This window comes from Croceicoccus pelagius, from assembly GCF_001661915.1.
GTDB lineage: Bacteria > Pseudomonadota > Alphaproteobacteria > Sphingomonadales > Sphingomonadaceae > Croceicoccus > Croceicoccus pelagius.
In genome coordinates this window covers 52,721-68,411 of the sequence record NZ_LYWY01000032.1, presented here as the reverse complement: position 1 = coordinate 68,411, position 15,691 = coordinate 52,721, and the positions used below count along the sequence as shown (strand labels likewise).

Here is a 15,691-nt window from a genome sequence, read left to right as displayed (position 1 = left end):
AACGATGATCAAGGGCAGAAACCTGCGTTCCGCCGCGATCGTGGCTCTCGCGCTTTGCAGCGCGGGAGCCGCATCGGCGGGCGAAACCGATACCGAAATTGGCACTGGTGCGGCGCCGGTCGAATGGACCGCATCCGGCGATGTGGACGTCGCCGCGATCAATGCCGACATCATCGCCGGCAAACCGACTGTCGATGTCGGTATCTATATTCCGTCGAACTTCGACCCCGGCTTCGAGAAAGTGACTCTGCCCTCGATGATCGAGGCATTTCGCGCAGCCAAGGAAATCTATGCGCCGGCCGGCGTGCAGTTGAACCTGCTATTCGTGAAGCGGGGCGAGATCGACGAGCGTTTTCTCGCGATCCAGTCGAACGAAATCCCCCGCGTTCCCGATACGGAATATGTCAATTCCTACGTCGCTTCGAAGCGCCACCCCTCTCAAATGAGCGACATGGCCAAGGCGGCTTTCGAAAGCATGATTGAACCGGATGCTGCCAATTCGCGCACGGTTTACCTTGTCGCGCTGCAGGACGTGATCTTCCCGTTCCTCGAAGTCGCCGAAGGGCGGAACTGGACGGTGAAGATGGTACGTACGGGTGGGCTGTCGTTCCCGACCTATTCCTACCACGACACGATCCCCGAAAGGCTGCGCGGGGTCATTTCGATCACCAACCTGTCGACGCCGAACCGCCGTCGCCGCACGATTGCCCACGAAATCGGGCACAAGGTCATGAACGTCAGTCACGAGTACAAGACCACCAACCCGGCGCACGAAATCTACGCCAAGGGCGGCCTGATGCTTTACGGCGAGGGAGAGGACATCCCCTCGGGCGAGGAGGGGCGCTGGCACCTCGAACGCTTGCTTACGTCTCCGTTTGTCTATCGCATGGACAAAGATGGTCAAAAGCAATGGAACGCCGACTACAAGGAAGGCGGCCATTACTATGATCCACTCTATGGCGAGAAGGTCGTGCATTTCCCTGGCGTTTCGGGGATGGATCCGGACTGGTAACGGCGGACGCGTGATGGGCCATCATGGTAATTGTCAGGCAGTCCCGGCCCAAATAGTCTGATCTCAGATGCGCAATGTCATTGCCTTGATGGTCGCTGTCCTGCTGCTCGTGTCACACGGCGGTTTCGCTGCTGCGACGCCGCATCTTGATCATGCGCACGGGCATGTGCACTCACAAAACGGGCACCATCTCGGGGGCGATTATCACGGTGATCACGAACACGACGCGCCGTCGCAAGAGAGTTCAGATCTAAGCAATACCAGCGATCTGCCTTCATCACATTCGGCCCCCCACGGGCACGCGGTTCTTGGCATGCCGGAGGCAGGCGCGATCATGAAATCGAGGCGACTGACTCACTTGCTGCCTGCTCCGTTGGCTACGGTTCCCCTTATCGGGACCGAAGCGCCCCCGTTGATCGAGCCGCCTTCAGCCTGATCCTTGGCGAGCCGGGCCATCCATTGGCGCCGGTCTGCGCCCCGGAAACGTCGGCCAGCGATAGTCCAGCGGCTATCCCATGGCCGGAACACATCTCGTCTTTCGGGCGAGAGGCCTCCTTTATGGAGTTCCGATCTATGACATTACTACCCACAGCCACCCTGCATGACTGCAGTCGGCGGCTCAGCTTTGCAGCATTGATGATCCTTCTGATGCTGTGCACCGGCGTCGATGCCTGGGCCCATAACGTGGCCGAAGGCGACAAGGGCTACATCCAGGAATCGAGCGGCATCCTGATCATGCCGTTCATCTACCTCGGCGCAAAGCACATGGTGACGGGTTACGATCACCTGTTGTTCCTGTTCGGTGTGATCTTCTTTCTCTACCGGCTGAAGGACGTCGGGATATACGTCACCCTGTTCGCGGTCGGCCACTCGACGACGCTGCTGTTTGGCGTGCTGACGGGCATCACGGCCGATGCCTACCTGATCGATGCGATCATTGGTCTGTCGGTCGTCTACAAGGCGCTCGACAACCTGGGCGCGTTCCAGCGCTGGTTCGGGGTACAGCCCAATACCAAGGTCGCGACGCTGATCTTCGGGTTCTTCCACGGGTTCGGCCTTGCGACGAAGATCGTCGAATTCGAGATCGCGCAGGACGGTCTCATCCCAAATCTGCTGGCCTTCAACGTGGGCGTGGAAATCGGCCAGTTGCTCGCGCTTGGCGCGATCCTGATCCTCATGGGTTTCTGGCGCAGGACAGGCAGCTTCATGCGCCACGCCTTTGCCGCCAACACGCTTCTGATGACGGCCGGCTTCATCTTCGTGGGATACCAGCTGGTCGGCTATTTCGTCGCCTTATCCAATTCTCTTTTCGGAGAATAAACGATGTTCAATTCACAACGTCCCTCGGTGGAAGACCTGCCGACATCCGGCCAACTCATGCGCGCTTCGGCTTTCGCTCTCGTCTCAGCGGGCGCGATCCTCGTGGCAGTTGTCCTGCCCGCCGAGTATGCCATCGACCCCACCGGCGCAGGCCGCGCACTGGGCCTGACCGATATGGGTGAGGTCAAGGCGCAACTGGCCGAAGAAGCCGCCGCCGATGCCATGCTCGCCGAAACGCAGGCGGCGGGCGCGCCTGCCGTTGCAACCGCTGCACAAGAGGTAGCGGATCCTCCCGCCGAGACCGCAAACGCGCGTTCCGATGTCACCGAGATCACTCTCGAGCCCGGACAGGCCGCAGAGATCAAGGCCAGCATGATGAAGGACGCCAGCCTCGAATACGAATGGTCGGTCGCGGGTGGCGCGGTCAATTTCGACACGCATGCCGACGCACCCGGCATCGACTACCATGGCTACGACAAGGGTCGTAACTCGGTCGGAGAGAAGGGCACGCTTACCGCGGCTTTCGATGGCAGCCACGGATGGTTCTGGCGTAACCGTTCGGCCAGCACTGTTACGGTCACGCTGCGCACCGATGGCGCCTACAGCGACATCAAGAAAGTGCTCTGACGCAACGGTTCGCGGACAGGGATCTTAAGACCCTGTCCGCGAAAAGACTGAGCGAGAGGACCGTGACGATTCCGGGCGCTGCAGCACTCACAGCGCTATTGTTTGCCTTTGGCGCAGGGGCGGCCCGGGATTCGGGCGAGATCGACTGGGTCATCCTGCTTTGCGGGTGGGCTGTCATGGGTTTCGCATACGCTATCTGCTTGACTGCCGCGGGCCGCCTGTTGCGTCGGGCATCGGCCGATACGGATCGCCCCCGCGCTGTTCGCGTCAGGTCTATGCGGTGGCCAGAAACCTGGTCGAAGCCCTCGCGGATGTGCGCGCCGTGCTGTCGGCTGCGTGTACACTTGCGGCTTTCAACAGTGCGGGCATCGAGAGCGCGGCAGTGGCGACCGCCCCCCCCCCCCACCACGCCGCGCGCTGCGTTGCCGAGGCCTTCGCCAGCGGCAGCGAGGACGAACAGCGCGAGAAATTCGGTGAACTGATCGACCTCATCGAAAAGGCCAAGAGATAAAGCGCCCGGCTTCAGCCGATCTTAATCACCCGCGTCTATGAAGACACGCGGGATCTTGGACGAGGTTTGTTTGATGTTCGATGAGCACGCACGCGTGTTGCGCTATTACTGCTGGTTCTCCGCCGGGCTGATCGCCCTCGGTTTCATTATCGAGGGTCTGAAGACGCCTGCGGGTATCGACCCTGCGGTGGCAGTCCTGCTGCTCGTCATTTCCGGTCTTTGCGAAGCGATGGCGCTTGCCGAATGGCGCAGCGACCTCGCTCCGGAACGCCGGCGTTCCTAAGCTGGCCCGGCCCGGATAGATCAGGCGACCGGAAGGCGAATGGTGCGGCGCATGCCGTCGCGGGTCTCGCGCTCGTGCACGATGCCGCCTGCGCGATAGACGGTCGCTTCTACCATCCTGTCGGCCAGAGCCGAGGCGCGCCCGGCATATTCGTTCGCGCCGGTTTCGGACCAGTCGATCAGGAGGTCCGCACCCTCCATCCGCCATGCCACCGCGATCGGCGACTGGTCCGGGCCGACTTGGGTAGGATGGGCATGGCGGGCGAGCGGGCTGCTCCATTCATGCAGGATCAGCGCCAGCGGCAAGGCCAGCGCGCGCGCAGTCGCGAAGTCTGCGCCATCCAGCGCGATGCCGGACAGGCCGACGACGCTCGCCGCCCTTTCGATAACGGTGCGCAGCGGAGCGGTGTCAGAGCCTGCATAGAGCGCATCGACCGCAATCAGCACGTCGACACGGTCGCAGAAGAGACCGGCGAAATGGGCGAGCGAACCCGCTTCCTTCTGGCCCAGCGTCACCAGCCCGCGCACTTGCGCGAGGATGTTCTGAAGGTTGTGCCGCCCACTCTGATCGTTCCCGTCCGGCGCTTCATCGGTGATGACGACAACCGCACCATCGGCAGCAGGCTGGCCGGCGCTGCACGGCTGGAACCAAAGGTCGACAACGTGCCCGTTGTCGCTCTCCAACTTGCGTTCGAACTGCCGTTCACCAGTGCGAGAGGCGGTGTTGACGCATTCGTAGAAGGCCTCGCCAAAGAGCGTATCGGCCTCGTCCAGAAAGCGGCCTGGCTCGAGATCGCGTCCCGAAAAGCCCGCGACCGTCGCGGTCGTGCGGGCAAGGATCTTGCCCTGCGCGTCAATCACGATCGCAGACAGCCCGTCGGAAATGGATGGAGGTGCCGCAGCGCCCGTCATGACCTGATTCTTCGTCCCCGCTCAACGTCTTACGCGTCGGTAGCGGAAACACGATACGAACATCAAGTCCATTGACCTCACGTTAAGTTTAACGGGGGCTGCGGACCATGATCGCCGGTGAAACTTGCCGCGCGGCCCGACTTCGACCAAGAAGCGCGCGAATGACCCGGATCGACCCCCTATTCGAGGATCTGCTGGCGCAGAAAGCCGCGCGAGGCCTGCGCCGGACGCTACGGCCTGCCGCGCTTGCAGGGGATGGGCGCATCGTGCGGGGCGGGCGGGAAATGCTCGATTTCTCCAGCAACGACTACCTTGGCCTTGCACGCCACCCGCTGCTTGCCGAACGTGCCGGCGAATGGGCTGCGCGCATGGGCAGCGGCAGCGGTGCTTCGCGGTTGGTAACCGGCACTCTCGATGCGCATCTCGAGCTCGAGCATAAGATCGCGCGGTTCAAGGGGACCGAGGCGGCACTGATTTTCGCATCGGGCTGGCAGGCCAACGCGGCGGTAATACCGGCGCTCCTCGCGGCGGTGCCGGGGGCGGTGGTGCTGACAGACCGGTTGAACCACGCGAGCATGCACGCGGGCTGCAATGTCGCGGGCATTCGCCAGACGCGGTTCCCGCACAACGATATGGCGGCGCTCGAAAAGCTGTTGGCCGAAAGCGCCGAAGCGCCTGCGCGCATGATCCTGACCGAAAGCGTCTTCAGCATGGACGGGGACCGCGCCGACATGGCGGAACTGGCCCGTCTGGCGCGCGAATACGACGCGGTGCTCTATGTCGACGAGGCCCATGCGACCGGCGTTCTGGGGCCCAAAGGCGCGGGGCTTTCCGCGACGGTGCCGGGCGCGGTGGACGTGACGATGGGTACGTTCAGCAAGGCGCTGGGCGGGTTCGGGGCCTATGTCGCGGGTTCGCGCGTGCTGATCGACTACCTCGTCAATGCGAGCAGCGGCTTCATCTATACCACCGCGCCGCCGCCTGCCGTTCTGGGCGCGATCGATGCTGCGCTCGACCTCGTGCCGGATATGGATGCGCAGCGCGCGCATCTTGCCGCTCTGGGGGACCGGCTGCGCGAAGGTTTGACAGCACGCGGGTTCGACGTCGGTCCATCAAGCACGCAGATAGTGCCTGCCGTGATCGGTGAGGCCGAAGACGCGCTGGCGCTTTCTGCTCGGCTGGAAGAGGCGGGCATGATCGCCTCCGCCATCCGCCCGCCAACGGTGCCCAAGGGCACGAGCCGCCTGCGCCTTGCCCTGCGCGCAACGCACGGGGAAGAGGACGTCGATGCCTTGCTTGCCGCGATCGGTGATCGGGCGTGACGGTGCTTTTGTTCATGCACGGCTGGGGCTTCGATGCCTCGATCTGGTCGGGCGTCGTGCGGCATCTGGACGGGTTCGAATGCCGTCTGGCCGATCGCGGCTATTTCGGCTCGCCGGTCGCGGTAGAGAGCGATGGGCCCTGCCTGGTCGTGGGGCACAGTATGGGCGCGATGCATTGGCTGGCGGACTTGCCTGACCGGTGCCGCGGCATGGTGGCGGTTAACGGGTTCGACAGGTTTAGCGAAGGCGACGGCTTTTCCGGCGCCGCCCGCCGTCCGCTGGACCGGATGATTGCGCGGCTGCCGCAGTCTCCGGCGCAAGTTCTGGCGGATTTCCGCAGGCGCTGCGGGGCGGACCCTGCGGCGGGTGCTCCTGAACTGGCGCCGCTTCTGACCGATCTGGAACTGCTGCGCGATGGCGATTTGCGCGACGCTACCGACTGCCTGTCGGTGCTGTCGCTGCAAGGGGCGAACGACCCTTTGCTGCCCGAAGCGATGCGCGGCGCGGTATTCGCCAAGGCACGCGTGACCCGCATGACTTGCGAGAACGCAGGCCATCTCCTCCCGCTCGAAGCGCCCGAATGGACAGCAAAGGCCATCGCCGAATTCGCGGGGATAGCGGCGTGAACGCGGTCGAACGCGAACGGATCGGCGCCGCCTTCGGTTCGGCTCGCGACTATGACCGCCATGCGCGGGTTCAGCACGACATCGCCTACGATCTTGCCGCGCGAATTGCCGCGCTGGACTTACCCGAAAATCCGCGCATCCTTGAAATCGGGTGCGGGACGGGATTTCTGACGCAGGCCCTGATCGAGGTGGGAATTGGCGGGAATTGGCTCGTCACCGACATCGCGCCTGCGATGGTCGAACGGTGCAAGGCGCGCTTGGGCGAGAGTGCAGGGCGGCGCTTTGCGGTGATGGACGGCGAGTATGGACTGCCCGAGATGGGCGAGTTCGATCTCGTCTGCTCCAGCCTTGCGATGCAGTGGTTCGACGATCAGGAAATGGCGGTCGCACGGATGCTGCGCAGCGTGAAAGTCGGCGGGCATTGCCTTTTCGCAACGCTTGGCGCGGGAACGTTTGCCGAATGGCGCGCCGCGCACGAGGAGGAAGGGCTGGAGGCCGGAACGCGCAGGTTCGCGCCTCTGAGCGAGCTGCAAAATATGCAGGCAGGTGCGCGGGTCGGCGATCTTGTCGTGCAGAAACGGGTCGAGAGCCATGACGACGCGCTCGGCTTCCTGCGTAGCCTGCGCGCGATCGGGGCGGGTACGCCGCAACCGGCGCATCGCCCGCTGGGCCCTGCCGAAATGCGCCGCGTCATGGCGCGGTTCGAGGAGCGGGGATCGGCGGTCACGTACGAAGTCGTCATCGGGCATTTCCGCAGGAGCGTTCCGTGAATACGATCGTCGTCACCGGCACCGACACCGACATTGGCAAGACCGTCTTCGCCGCCGCGCTGGCAGGCGCATTGGGCGCGCATTACTGGAAGCCGGTACAGGCGGGCACCGACGATCATGGCCGCACCGACCGTGACCGCGTGATCGAGCTCTCCGGCCTGCCGGACGACCGTTTCGTGCCCTCTGCCTATGACCTTGCCACACCGGCATCGCCGCACATCGCGGCAGAGATCGACGGGGTGACGATCGATCCGGCGCGACTTGCGCTGCCCGCTGTGGAAGGACCACTGATCGTCGAAGGCGCGGGCGGCGCGCTCGTGCCGCTGACCCGCGAGCTTCTTTACGCCGATATGTTTGCCAGGTGGGGCGCACCGGTCGTGCTCGTGGCGCGCACTGCTTTGGGTACGATCAATCACTCGCTGCTCTCGATAGAGGCGCTACGCTCGCGCGGCGTCCCAATCCTCGGCGTAGCCTTCGTCGGCGATGCGGTAGAGGACAGCGAGGCGATCATCGCCGCAATGGGGAAGGTCAAACGTCTGGGCCGTCTGCCCTTCGTCGACCCGCTCGACGCGGCCAGCCTTGGCGCGGCCTTCCGCGAGAACTTCGACCTTCAGGACTTCCTTTGATGACTTCCCCGATCTGGCATCCCTTCACACAGCACGGACTGGAAGAAGCGATCCCGACGGTCGTGAAGGGCGAGGGCGCTCTGCTTCACACCGCGGACGGGCGCGAAGTGATCGACGGCATATCATCGTGGTGGGTGACGACGCACGGGCACAACCATCCGCCGATCATCGAGGCGATCCGCGAACAGGCGACGAAGCTCGACCAGGTCATCTTCGCGGGCTGGACCCACGAACCGGCAGAGAACGTCGCGCGCGGCCTGCGCGAGATGATGCCCGATGCGCTGACCCGCGTGTTCTTCTCCGATTCCGGGTCCACGGCCGTCGAAGTCGCGCTGAAGATGGCGCTCGGATACTGGCAGGCGCAGGGCGCGCGGCGCGAAGGCATCGTCGTGATGGAACATTCCTATCACGGCGACACGATCGGCGCGATGTCGGTGGGGGAGCGTGGGGTTTTCAATCAGGCCTATGAACCGCTCCTTTTCGATGTCGCGAAAGTGCCGTTTCCCGCCGAGGGTGCGGAGCAGGCCTGTTATGATGCGCTAGACCGCGCCTGCGCGAACGGAGCGGCTGCTTTCATCGTAGAGCCGCTGGTGCTCGGCGCGGGCGGGATGCTGATGTATTCGCCCGCGGTACTTGCCGAGATGCGCAGCATCTGCGCCCGGCACGGCACGCTGTTCATTGCCGACGAGGTCATGACCGGATGGGGTCGCACCGGCACGTTGCTGGCCTGCGAACAGGCGGGCGTCGTGCCCGATATCCTCTGCCTGTCGAAGGGCCTGACCGGCGGGGCGATCCCGCTGGCCGTCACGATGGCGAGCGAGCCGATCTGGGAGGCGCATTACAGCACCGACCGCGCCAAGATGTTCTTCCACTCGTCCAGCTACACCGCCAACCCCATTGCCTGCGCGGCGGCGGCGGCAAACCTTGCGATCTGGCGCGAAGGATCGGTGCGCGATCAGGTGGCGACGCTGGTGGAGCGGCAGGCGAAGCACCTGTCCGCGCTCGCCGCCGATCACGAGATAGAGAATGTGCGCCAGTGCGGCACCATTGCGGCCTTCGACGTTCCCGGTGCTCAGGGCTACCTTGCCGACGTCCAGCCGCGCCTGCTGAAGTTCTTCCGCGAGAACGACCTGCTGCTGCGCCCGCTGGGCAACACCGTCTACGTGATGCCGCCCTACTGCATTTCAGAAGCGCAGCTGGCCCGGGTTTACGAGGTCATCGCCTCTGCACTGCGCTCGCTGCGCGAACCTGCACACGACGGAGCCTGAGCGTCGCGCGGCTCGCTCGCCGGCATTGCCTCTATGCCGAGGCGGGCGAACATTTCCGCATCGCTGTCGTCACCCGCGTTAGGCGCGGTCAGCAGCTTGTCGCCGGTGAAGATCGAATTCGCGCCCGCGAGGAAGCACAGCGCTTGCGTCGCCTCGCTCATCGATTCGCGGCCAGCCGACAGGCGGACCATCGAGCCCGGCATCGTGATGCGCGCGACCGCGACGGTGCGGACGAACTCTATATCGTCGATCTTGGCGAGCGGCGTATCGGCCAGCATGTCGCCCAGCGGCGTGCCCTTTACCGGCACCAGCGCATTCACCGGCACCGAACCCGGATGTTCGGGCAGCGTCGCCAGCGTGTGGATGAAGCCCACGCGGTCGGCCCGCGTCTCGCCCATGCCGACGATCCCGCCCGAACAGACGTTGATGCCTGCCTTGCGCACGTTGGACAGGGTGTCGAGCCGGTCCTCGATCGTGCGGGTCGAGGTAATGTTGGCGTAATTTTCGGGCGAAGTGTCGATATTGTGGTTGTAGTAGTCGAGCCCCGCCTCGGCGAGCATGGCCGATTGCTTTTCGTTGAGCATGCCCAGCGTCATGCAGGTTTCCATGCCCATCGCGCGAACGCCTTCGACCATCTGGATGATCGCGGGCATGTCGCGTTCCTTGGGATTGCGGAAAGCAGCGCCCATACAGAAACGGGTCGAACCGTGGTCCTTCGCCTGCGCGGCGGCCTGAAGCACCTGCTGCACGTCGAGCAGCTTGGTCGCCTTCACGCCGCTGTCGGCGCTGGCCGATTGGGAGCAGTAGCCGCAGTCTTCGGGGCAGCCGCCGGTCTTGATAGAGAGCAGGGTGGACAACTGCACCTGGTTCGCGGGGTGATTGTCGCGATGCACTTGCGCTGCGCGGAAGACCAGTTCGGTGAAGGGCAGGTCGAAAAGCTCCGCAATCTCGTCGCGGGTCCAGTCGCTGCGGGGGGCTGCATTTGCTTGCGTCACGCTCTTTTCCTTCGGGTATCCGGTGCCGGCCTCGCGCGCGGGCGGGCCTTTGCATTGGCGCCTTAAGCAAGGCGCGGGATCATGCAAGCCCGATTAGTGCCGCGGATATACACGCATAATCCAAGCGAAGGTAGCGGATGGCCCGTTTAGGGAGGTTGTTCGCACCGTTATACTAACTCGAAAATCGGCAGCACTTCTTCCGATTATGGTATGAAATGCAACAATTTCCTGCCATCTTTCCGAACAGGGAAAGGGGTTGGAAATGGATATTCTTGCAACGCACAACACGCCGTTCGCGGTTGCGTTGGCGTTTCTTCTATTGCTGCTTGTCGTGCAACTTCTTGGCCTTGGCGATTTCGGGCCGGATTTCGACGGCGACATCGATGTCGAGGGGCCGGAGGCTGCCGATGTGGTTGGCGGATTGGCCAGCATCGTCGGGCTCGACCGGTTGCCGCTGGTGGCATGGCTGGCGCTGTTCTGTGCCTCGTTCGGGCTTATCGGCCTGTCGCTACAGGAATTGCTGACCGCACTGATCGGCGCGCCGCTGCCGGCGGCGGCGGCGGCGGTCATGGGCGTCGTCGTCGGCTTGCCGGCAACGGGTCTGCTTGCGCGGCCGCTGGGCCGGATCTGGCCGCATGACGAGACGACGGCCGTATCGGTCGACGAACTGCTCGGCCGGCGGGGCACGATCTCGATCGGCACCGCGCGGCGCGGCAGTCCCGCGCGCGCGCAAGTCACCGACCGGTTCGGCCAATCGCATAACGTGATGGTCGAGCCGCACGAGGACGCGATCGAATTCATCGAGGGTGACGAGGTCATGCTCGTCCGCCGTGAGGATCAGGTTTTCTTTGCCATCGGCGGTTCCGAACCGTTCCGGCTAACGCATTAAAGGGGGTACGCACATGGATCAGTTGATTACCATCGGCATCATGGCTGGGACAGGGCTCGTCGTCCTGCTCATCATCGCCTTCATGATCACCCGGCTTTATCGTCGCGCAACCAAACAGGTGGGCTTTGTTCGCACGGGCTGGGGCGGCGAAAAAGTCGTTATGAACGGCGGCGCTATGGTCCTGCCGGTGCTGCACGAAACGATGCCGGTCAACATGAACACCGTGCGCCTTGCGGTCGAACGCAAGAACCAAGACGCGCTCATCACGCTCGACCGTCTTCGCATCGACGTGAAGGCTGAATTCTACGTGCGCGTCCGGCCCGATGCCAACGCCATCGCCATGGCCGCGCAGACGCTGGGCGAACGCACCATGCACCCAGAGGCGCTGAAGGACCTTGTCGAGGGCAAGTTCGTCGACGCTCTGCGTTCGGTCGCGGCGGGCATGACGATGAACGAATTGCACGAACAGCGCGCGGACTTCGTCCAGAAGGTGCAGCAGGTGTCATCGAACGACCTTGCGATGAACGGGCTTGAACTGGAATCGGTCTCGCTGACCGGTCTCGACCAGACGAGCATCGAGCATTTCAACGCCAACAATGCCTTCGACGCCGAGGGTCTTACCAAGCTGACCGAGCAGATCGAGGCGCGCAAGAAGCTCCGCAACGATATCGAGCAGGACACCCGCGTCCAGATGGAGACCAAGAACCTCGAGGCGGACAAGCGTTCGTTCGAGATCGGCCGCGACCAGGAATATGCCCGGCTTGAGCAGGAGCGCGAGGTCGAGGTGCGCCGCGCCGCGCAGATCGCCGAGATCGCGCGCGAACAGGCAGAGCGCAACCGCGAGGCCGATGCCGCGCGGATCGAGGCGAAGAAGCAGGTCGATGCCCAGCAGATCGAGGCCGACCGACTTGTCGAGGAAGCCCGCATCGACCAGCAGCGCGCCCTGGAAATCGCGCGGCAGGAACAGCAGATCGCGGTTCAGAACAAGAGCCGCGAGGAAAGCCAGGCCAAGGCCGAAGCCGACGAGGCCCGCGCCAAGGCTGTGGCTGCCGAGGAATCGGTTGCGACCAGCCGCGAGACCGAAGTGGCCGAACGTGACAAGCGCATCCAGTTGATCGAGGCCGCGAAGATCGCCGAACGCGACGCGATCAAGGTGAAGGTCGAGGCCGAGGCCGAGCGCGATGCCGCTCGCAACCGGGCAGAGGCCGCGCGCCTTGAGGCAGAGGGTGAGGCAGAGGCCGAAAAGCTTCGCGCCGAGGCCGACCGCGTGCGCTTCGAAGTCGAGGCCGCCGGTCAGCGTGCGGTCAACGAGGCTGCGAACATCCTGTCGAGCAGCCAGGTGTCGCTGCAGACGAAGCTCGCGCTGCTCAAGGCCCTGCCCGACCTCGTGCGCGAAAGCGCGAAGCCGCTGGAAGCGATCGATTCGATCAAGATCGTGCAGGTCGACGGCATTACCGGTGCCCGCGGCGCCGATGGCAAACCGGTTGCGGCCGGTCCGGGCGGCGGCAATCTTGCCAGCGATGCGCTGAGCGCGGCGCTGTCCTACCGCGCGCAGGCGCCGGTCATCGACGGTCTTATGAAGGAACTCGGCCTCGACGGTGGCTCGCTGGAAGGTTTGGCAAAGGCAGGAATGGTGAACGACGCACCAATCAGCGCGCCGGTGCCGAAGCCGGAAAAGGCTGAACTCGACAAGAGCGATGTCGAGGAAGTCGAGAGCGACGAAGCCTGACGCGATGTCTGGCAGTGACAAGGCAGGGGCAGGGGCCGTTTCGGCGGCCACTGCCCTTGTGGCTGCCGATGCGTTTCTGGTCGAGGCGATTGTGGGGGCGAGCCAGGATGCGGGGCGACCGGTCCTGATCGGATTGAGCGGCGCGCAGGGTAGCGGCAAGTCGACCACGGCGGCGCGACTGGCCGGTAAGCTGGCGGCGCGGGGGCTCGCCACGCAAGTCTGCTCTATCGACGATTTCTACCTGACAAAAGCGGAGCGGGCCGACCTTGCGCGAACCCGCCACCCGCTTCTGGCGACGCGAGGCGTTCCGGGCACGCATGACGTGGCGCTGATGGATGCGACCGTCTCGGCCTTGCTGGCGGGCGAGACGGTGCGGGTGCCCTCGTTCGACAAGGCCACCGATGATCGGCGATCGGCAGCGGAGTGGGAACTGGTCGAACGGCCTGTCGACGTGGTCCTGCTGGAAGGGTGGTGCGTCGGCGCGCGGCCCCAGCCAGATGGCATGCTGGCCGAACCCGTCAACGAACTGGAGCACGCAGAGGATGCCGGCGGCGACTGGCGGCGCGCGGTGAACGCGGCGCTGGCGGGCGAATACCGCACGTTCTTCGGGCGTATCGACCTGTCGATCCTGCTGCGCGCGCCGTCATTCGCCGTCGTCGAAGGCTGGCGCAGCGAGCAGGAACGCGGCCTCGACCGCAGCGGCGCGGATGCGGGGGCGGCGATGACGGCGGACGAATTGCGCCGCTTCATCTCGCACTACGAGCGGCTGACCCGCTGGCAGATCGAGGATATGGCCGCCGACATCGTCATTGACATCGACGAAGCCCGCGTGCCGGGATCGATCCGCCTCGCAGATCGCGATACGCCGCGCTGAGGCCGGAAAGCCTTCGAACAGCGCCGCGGCGAGGCGGTTGGCGCAAAGCCGCCTCGGTCTGGTTCTCGTCCTCGTCGCGCCTGGCCGGCATGGCGCGCCCTTGCCAAATTACCGGCCCATCCGCGCTGTGGTCCATGGGGATCTGGAGCAGGCCCTTCTTCGGAGCGCTGCGATCGACCGGGCCGGCCACGCCCGTCATCGAGTCGCAGTTCGATTTCTCTTCCGCCGTGCATGTCCGCTTGCCTGTCTGCCGCAAGGACGGCGCGTCCCGACCCGTCTCGGTCCAAGGTATAATTGGCGAGTGTCGGCAGGGCGCGCAAAGTGTCCGGCGAAACGTCTTTGGCGAGAGGAGGAATTCAATATGCTCGAACAGGCTCTCAGCAAGTTCAGCGGCCAGTCGCTTATCCGCGATCGTTTTGACAACTTCATCGGCGGCAAGTGGGTTGCCCCCGTGAAGGGACAGTATTTCGACAACATTTCGCCGGTGACCGGCAAGCCCGTGTGCCAGGTGGCCCGCGGCACCGCCGAGGACATCGAGCTGGCGCTGGATGCCGCCCACAAGGCCAAGGACGCGTGGGGTCGCACCTCGACGACCGAGCGTGCGAATATCCTGAACCGCATCGCCGACCGCATGGAAGAAAACCTCGACATGCTGGCGCTGGTGGAAACCATCGACAACGGCAAGCCGATCCGCGAAACGACCGCGGCCGATCTTCCGCTGGGCGTCGACCACTTCCGTTATTTCGCAGGCTGCCTGCGCGCGCAGGAAGGCTCGATCTCGGAAATCGACCACGACACCGTGGCCTATCACTTCCACGAACCGCTGGGCGTGGTCGGCCAGATCATCCCGTGGAACTTCCCGCTTTTGATGGCCGTGTGGAAGCTGGCCCCGGCGCTGGCCGCAGGCAACTGCATCGTGCTGAAGCCTGCCGAACAGACCCCGATGTCGATCATGGTGCTGATGGAAGTCATCGGCGACCTGCTGCCCGAAGGCGTGCTCAACGTCGTCAACGGCTTCGGCGTCGAGGCGGGCAAGCCGCTGGCATCGAACAAGCGCATCGCCAAGATCGCCTTCACCGGCGAGACGACGACCGGCCGCCTGATCATGCAGTATGCTTCGGAAAACCTCATTCCCTGCACGCTGGAGCTTGGCGGCAAGAGCCCGAACATCTTCTTCGCCGACGTGATGCGCGAAGACGACGACTACTTCGACAAGGCGCTTGAAGGCTTTGCGATGTTCGCGCTGAACCAGGGCGAGGTCTGCACCTGCCCCAGCCGCGCACTGGTCCACGAATCGATCTACGACCGGTTCATGGAACGGGCGATCAAGCGCGTCGAGGCGATCAAGATGGGCAACCCGCTCGACCCCAGCACCATGATCGGTGCGCAGGCATCGAACGACCAGCTGGAAAAGATCCTGTCCTACATCGGCATCGGCCGTGACGAGGGTGCCAAGGTCCTTACCGGCGGCGAGCGTGCGGTGCACGACGGCGAGCTGGCCGACGGTTACTACGTGAAGCCGACCGTGCTTGAAGGGCACAACAAGATGCGCGTCTTCCAGGAAGAGATCTTCGGCCCGGTTCTGGCCGTGACCAAGTTCTCGTCGGACGAGGAAGCGCTCTCGATCGCGAACGACACGCTCTACGGCCTTGGTGCCGGCGTGTGGAGCCGCGATGCCAACACCTGCTACCGCTTCGGCCGCGCCATCCAGGCTGGCCGCGTGTGGACCAACTGCTACCACGCCTATCCGGCGCACGCAGCGTTCGGCGGTTACAAGCAGTCGGGCATCGGGCGTGAAAACCACAAGATGATGCTCGAACACTACCAGCAGACAAAGAACATGCTGGTGAGCTACAGCCCGAAGGCGCTCGGCTTCTTCTGATGCCGCCGCAGAGGGCTTACGACCTCCCACCTCGACACCCGTGCCG

The 15,691-nt window shown here is 64.2% G+C and carries 16 protein-coding genes; 14 read left to right on the top strand and 2 right to left on the bottom strand.

All coding sequences use genetic code 11. The features are described from left to right. Positions 1 to 4: 4 nt before the first annotated feature. From A9D15_RS05895 to A9D15_RS05875, 5 genes are all read left to right on the top strand, one after another. Positions 5 to 1,012, top strand: a complete 1,008-nt coding sequence (locus A9D15_RS05895; RefSeq protein WP_066762977.1) for an ImmA/IrrE family metallo-endopeptidase — start codon at positions 5 to 7, stop codon at positions 1,010 to 1,012. Positions 1,013 to 1,648: 636 nt separating this feature from the next. Beyond that, on the top strand, positions 1,649 to 2,332 hold the full coding sequence (locus A9D15_RS05890; protein ID WP_229660302.1) for a HupE/UreJ family protein: 684 nt from the start codon (positions 1,649 to 1,651) through the stop codon (positions 2,330 to 2,332). A 3-nt stretch (positions 2,333 to 2,335) separates the two neighbouring features. After that, entirely contained in the window at positions 2,336 to 2,959 is a 624-nt protein-coding gene (locus tag A9D15_RS05885) for a transmembrane anchor protein (RefSeq protein ID WP_066762973.1), read from the top strand. A gap of 280 nt (positions 2,960 to 3,239) precedes the next feature. After that, complete coding sequence (locus tag A9D15_RS16845) at positions 3,240 to 3,470, top strand: transcriptional regulator (protein WP_188656309.1); 231 nt, start codon at positions 3,240 to 3,242, stop codon at positions 3,468 to 3,470. Between the two features lie 73 nt (positions 3,471 to 3,543). Beyond that, entirely contained in the window at positions 3,544 to 3,753 is a 210-nt protein-coding gene (locus tag A9D15_RS05875) for a hypothetical protein (RefSeq protein WP_066762963.1), read from the top strand. Positions 3,754 to 3,773: 20 nt separating this feature from the next. On the opposite strand, the gene A9D15_RS05870 is transcribed toward A9D15_RS05875, so the two are convergent. Further along, on the bottom strand, positions 3,774 to 4,664 hold the full coding sequence (locus A9D15_RS05870; protein ID WP_066762961.1) for a hypothetical protein: 891 nt from the start codon (positions 4,662 to 4,664) through the stop codon (positions 3,774 to 3,776). Between the two features lie 161 nt (positions 4,665 to 4,825). Between A9D15_RS05870 and bioF the strand changes: the two genes are divergently transcribed. Genes bioF through A9D15_RS05845 form a run of 5 tightly spaced genes read left to right on the top strand, consistent with a single transcriptional unit; the run spans position 4,826 to position 9,276 of the window. Continuing rightward, the gene (bioF, locus tag A9D15_RS05865) at positions 4,826 to 5,986 is read left to right on the top strand and encodes an 8-amino-7-oxononanoate synthase (RefSeq protein ID WP_066762957.1); all 1,161 of its coding nucleotides are present in this window, start codon (positions 4,826 to 4,828) and stop codon (positions 5,984 to 5,986) included. Continuing rightward, positions 5,983 to 6,612, top strand: coding sequence for an alpha/beta fold hydrolase (locus A9D15_RS05860; protein ID WP_082924285.1), 630 nt, complete (start codon positions 5,983 to 5,985; stop codon positions 6,610 to 6,612). The genes bioF and A9D15_RS05860 overlap by 4 nt, the downstream gene beginning before the upstream one ends. Next, the gene (locus tag A9D15_RS05855) at positions 6,567 to 7,382 is read left to right on the top strand and encodes a methyltransferase domain-containing protein (RefSeq protein ID WP_066762954.1); all 816 of its coding nucleotides are present in this window, start codon (positions 6,567 to 6,569) and stop codon (positions 7,380 to 7,382) included. The genes A9D15_RS05860 and A9D15_RS05855 overlap by 46 nt, the downstream gene beginning before the upstream one ends. Next, positions 7,379 to 8,008, top strand: coding sequence for a dethiobiotin synthase (gene bioD, locus A9D15_RS05850; protein ID WP_066762953.1), 630 nt, complete (start codon positions 7,379 to 7,381; stop codon positions 8,006 to 8,008). The genes A9D15_RS05855 and bioD overlap by 4 nt, the downstream gene beginning before the upstream one ends. Continuing rightward, positions 8,008 to 9,276: an adenosylmethionine--8-amino-7-oxononanoate transaminase gene (locus tag A9D15_RS05845; RefSeq protein WP_066762950.1), complete on the top strand. Its 1,269-nt coding sequence runs from the start codon at positions 8,008 to 8,010 to the stop codon at positions 9,274 to 9,276. Before bioD ends, A9D15_RS05845 begins: the two co-directional genes overlap by 1 nt. Here the strand turns inward: A9D15_RS05845 and bioB are convergent. Continuing rightward, on the bottom strand, positions 9,216 to 10,271 hold the full coding sequence (gene bioB / locus A9D15_RS05840; RefSeq protein ID WP_066763513.1) for a biotin synthase BioB: 1,056 nt from the start codon (positions 10,269 to 10,271) through the stop codon (positions 9,216 to 9,218). The genes A9D15_RS05845 and bioB overlap by 61 nt on opposite strands. A gap of 262 nt (positions 10,272 to 10,533) precedes the next feature. Here bioB and A9D15_RS05835 point away from each other — a divergent pair, with 262 nt between their 5' ends. The 4 genes from A9D15_RS05835 (at position 10,534) to adh (ending at position 15,645) form a co-directional block, all read left to right on the top strand. Continuing rightward, a complete protein-coding gene (locus A9D15_RS05835; protein WP_066762942.1) occupies positions 10,534 to 11,160 on the top strand; it encodes a YqiJ family protein in 627 nt (208 codons plus the stop codon). Between the two features lie 13 nt (positions 11,161 to 11,173). After that, positions 11,174 to 12,889, top strand: coding sequence for a flotillin family protein (locus tag A9D15_RS05830; protein WP_066762939.1), 1,716 nt, complete (start codon positions 11,174 to 11,176; stop codon positions 12,887 to 12,889). Between the two features lie 4 nt (positions 12,890 to 12,893). Next, positions 12,894 to 13,763, top strand: coding sequence for a hypothetical protein (locus A9D15_RS05825; protein WP_066762934.1), 870 nt, complete (start codon positions 12,894 to 12,896; stop codon positions 13,761 to 13,763). Positions 13,764 to 14,124: 361 nt separating this feature from the next. Continuing rightward, positions 14,125 to 15,645 carry an aldehyde dehydrogenase gene (gene adh / locus A9D15_RS05820; RefSeq protein ID WP_066762933.1) on the top strand — a complete coding sequence of 507 codons (1,521 nt, stop codon included), beginning with the start codon at positions 14,125 to 14,127 and terminating at the stop codon, positions 15,643 to 15,645. Positions 15,646 to 15,691 lie beyond the last annotated feature (46 nt).

Excerpts from the sequence above, each read along its gene's own strand:
- A9D15_RS05835 (WP_066762942.1), top strand. The coding sequence starts at position 10,534 with ATGGATATTCTTGCAACGCACAACACGCCGTTCGCGGTTGCGTTGGCG.
- A9D15_RS05830 (WP_066762939.1), top strand. The coding sequence starts at position 11,174 with ATGGATCAGTTGATTACCATCGGCATCATGGCTGGGACAGGGCTCGTC.
- A9D15_RS05855 (WP_066762954.1), top strand. The coding sequence starts at position 6,567 with ATGGACAGCAAAGGCCATCGCCGAATTCGCGGGGATAGCGGCGTGAAC.
- A9D15_RS05885 (WP_066762973.1), top strand. The coding sequence starts at position 2,336 with ATGTTCAATTCACAACGTCCCTCGGTGGAAGACCTGCCGACATCCGGC.
- A9D15_RS05870 (WP_066762961.1), bottom strand. The coding sequence starts at position 4,664 with ATGACGGGCGCTGCGGCACCTCCATCCATTTCCGACGGGCTGTCTGCG.
- bioF (WP_066762957.1), top strand. The coding sequence starts at position 4,826 with ATGACCCGGATCGACCCCCTATTCGAGGATCTGCTGGCGCAGAAAGCC.
- A9D15_RS05895 (WP_066762977.1), top strand. The coding sequence starts at position 5 with ATGATCAAGGGCAGAAACCTGCGTTCCGCCGCGATCGTGGCTCTCGCG.
- A9D15_RS05825 (WP_066762934.1), top strand. The coding sequence starts at position 12,894 with ATGTCTGGCAGTGACAAGGCAGGGGCAGGGGCCGTTTCGGCGGCCACT.
- A9D15_RS05875 (WP_066762963.1), top strand. The coding sequence starts at position 3,544 with ATGTTCGATGAGCACGCACGCGTGTTGCGCTATTACTGCTGGTTCTCC.
- A9D15_RS05890 (WP_229660302.1), top strand. The coding sequence starts at position 1,649 with ATGATCCTTCTGATGCTGTGCACCGGCGTCGATGCCTGGGCCCATAAC.
- A9D15_RS05845 (WP_066762950.1), top strand. The coding sequence starts at position 8,008 with ATGACTTCCCCGATCTGGCATCCCTTCACACAGCACGGACTGGAAGAA.
- adh (WP_066762933.1), top strand. The coding sequence starts at position 14,125 with ATGCTCGAACAGGCTCTCAGCAAGTTCAGCGGCCAGTCGCTTATCCGC.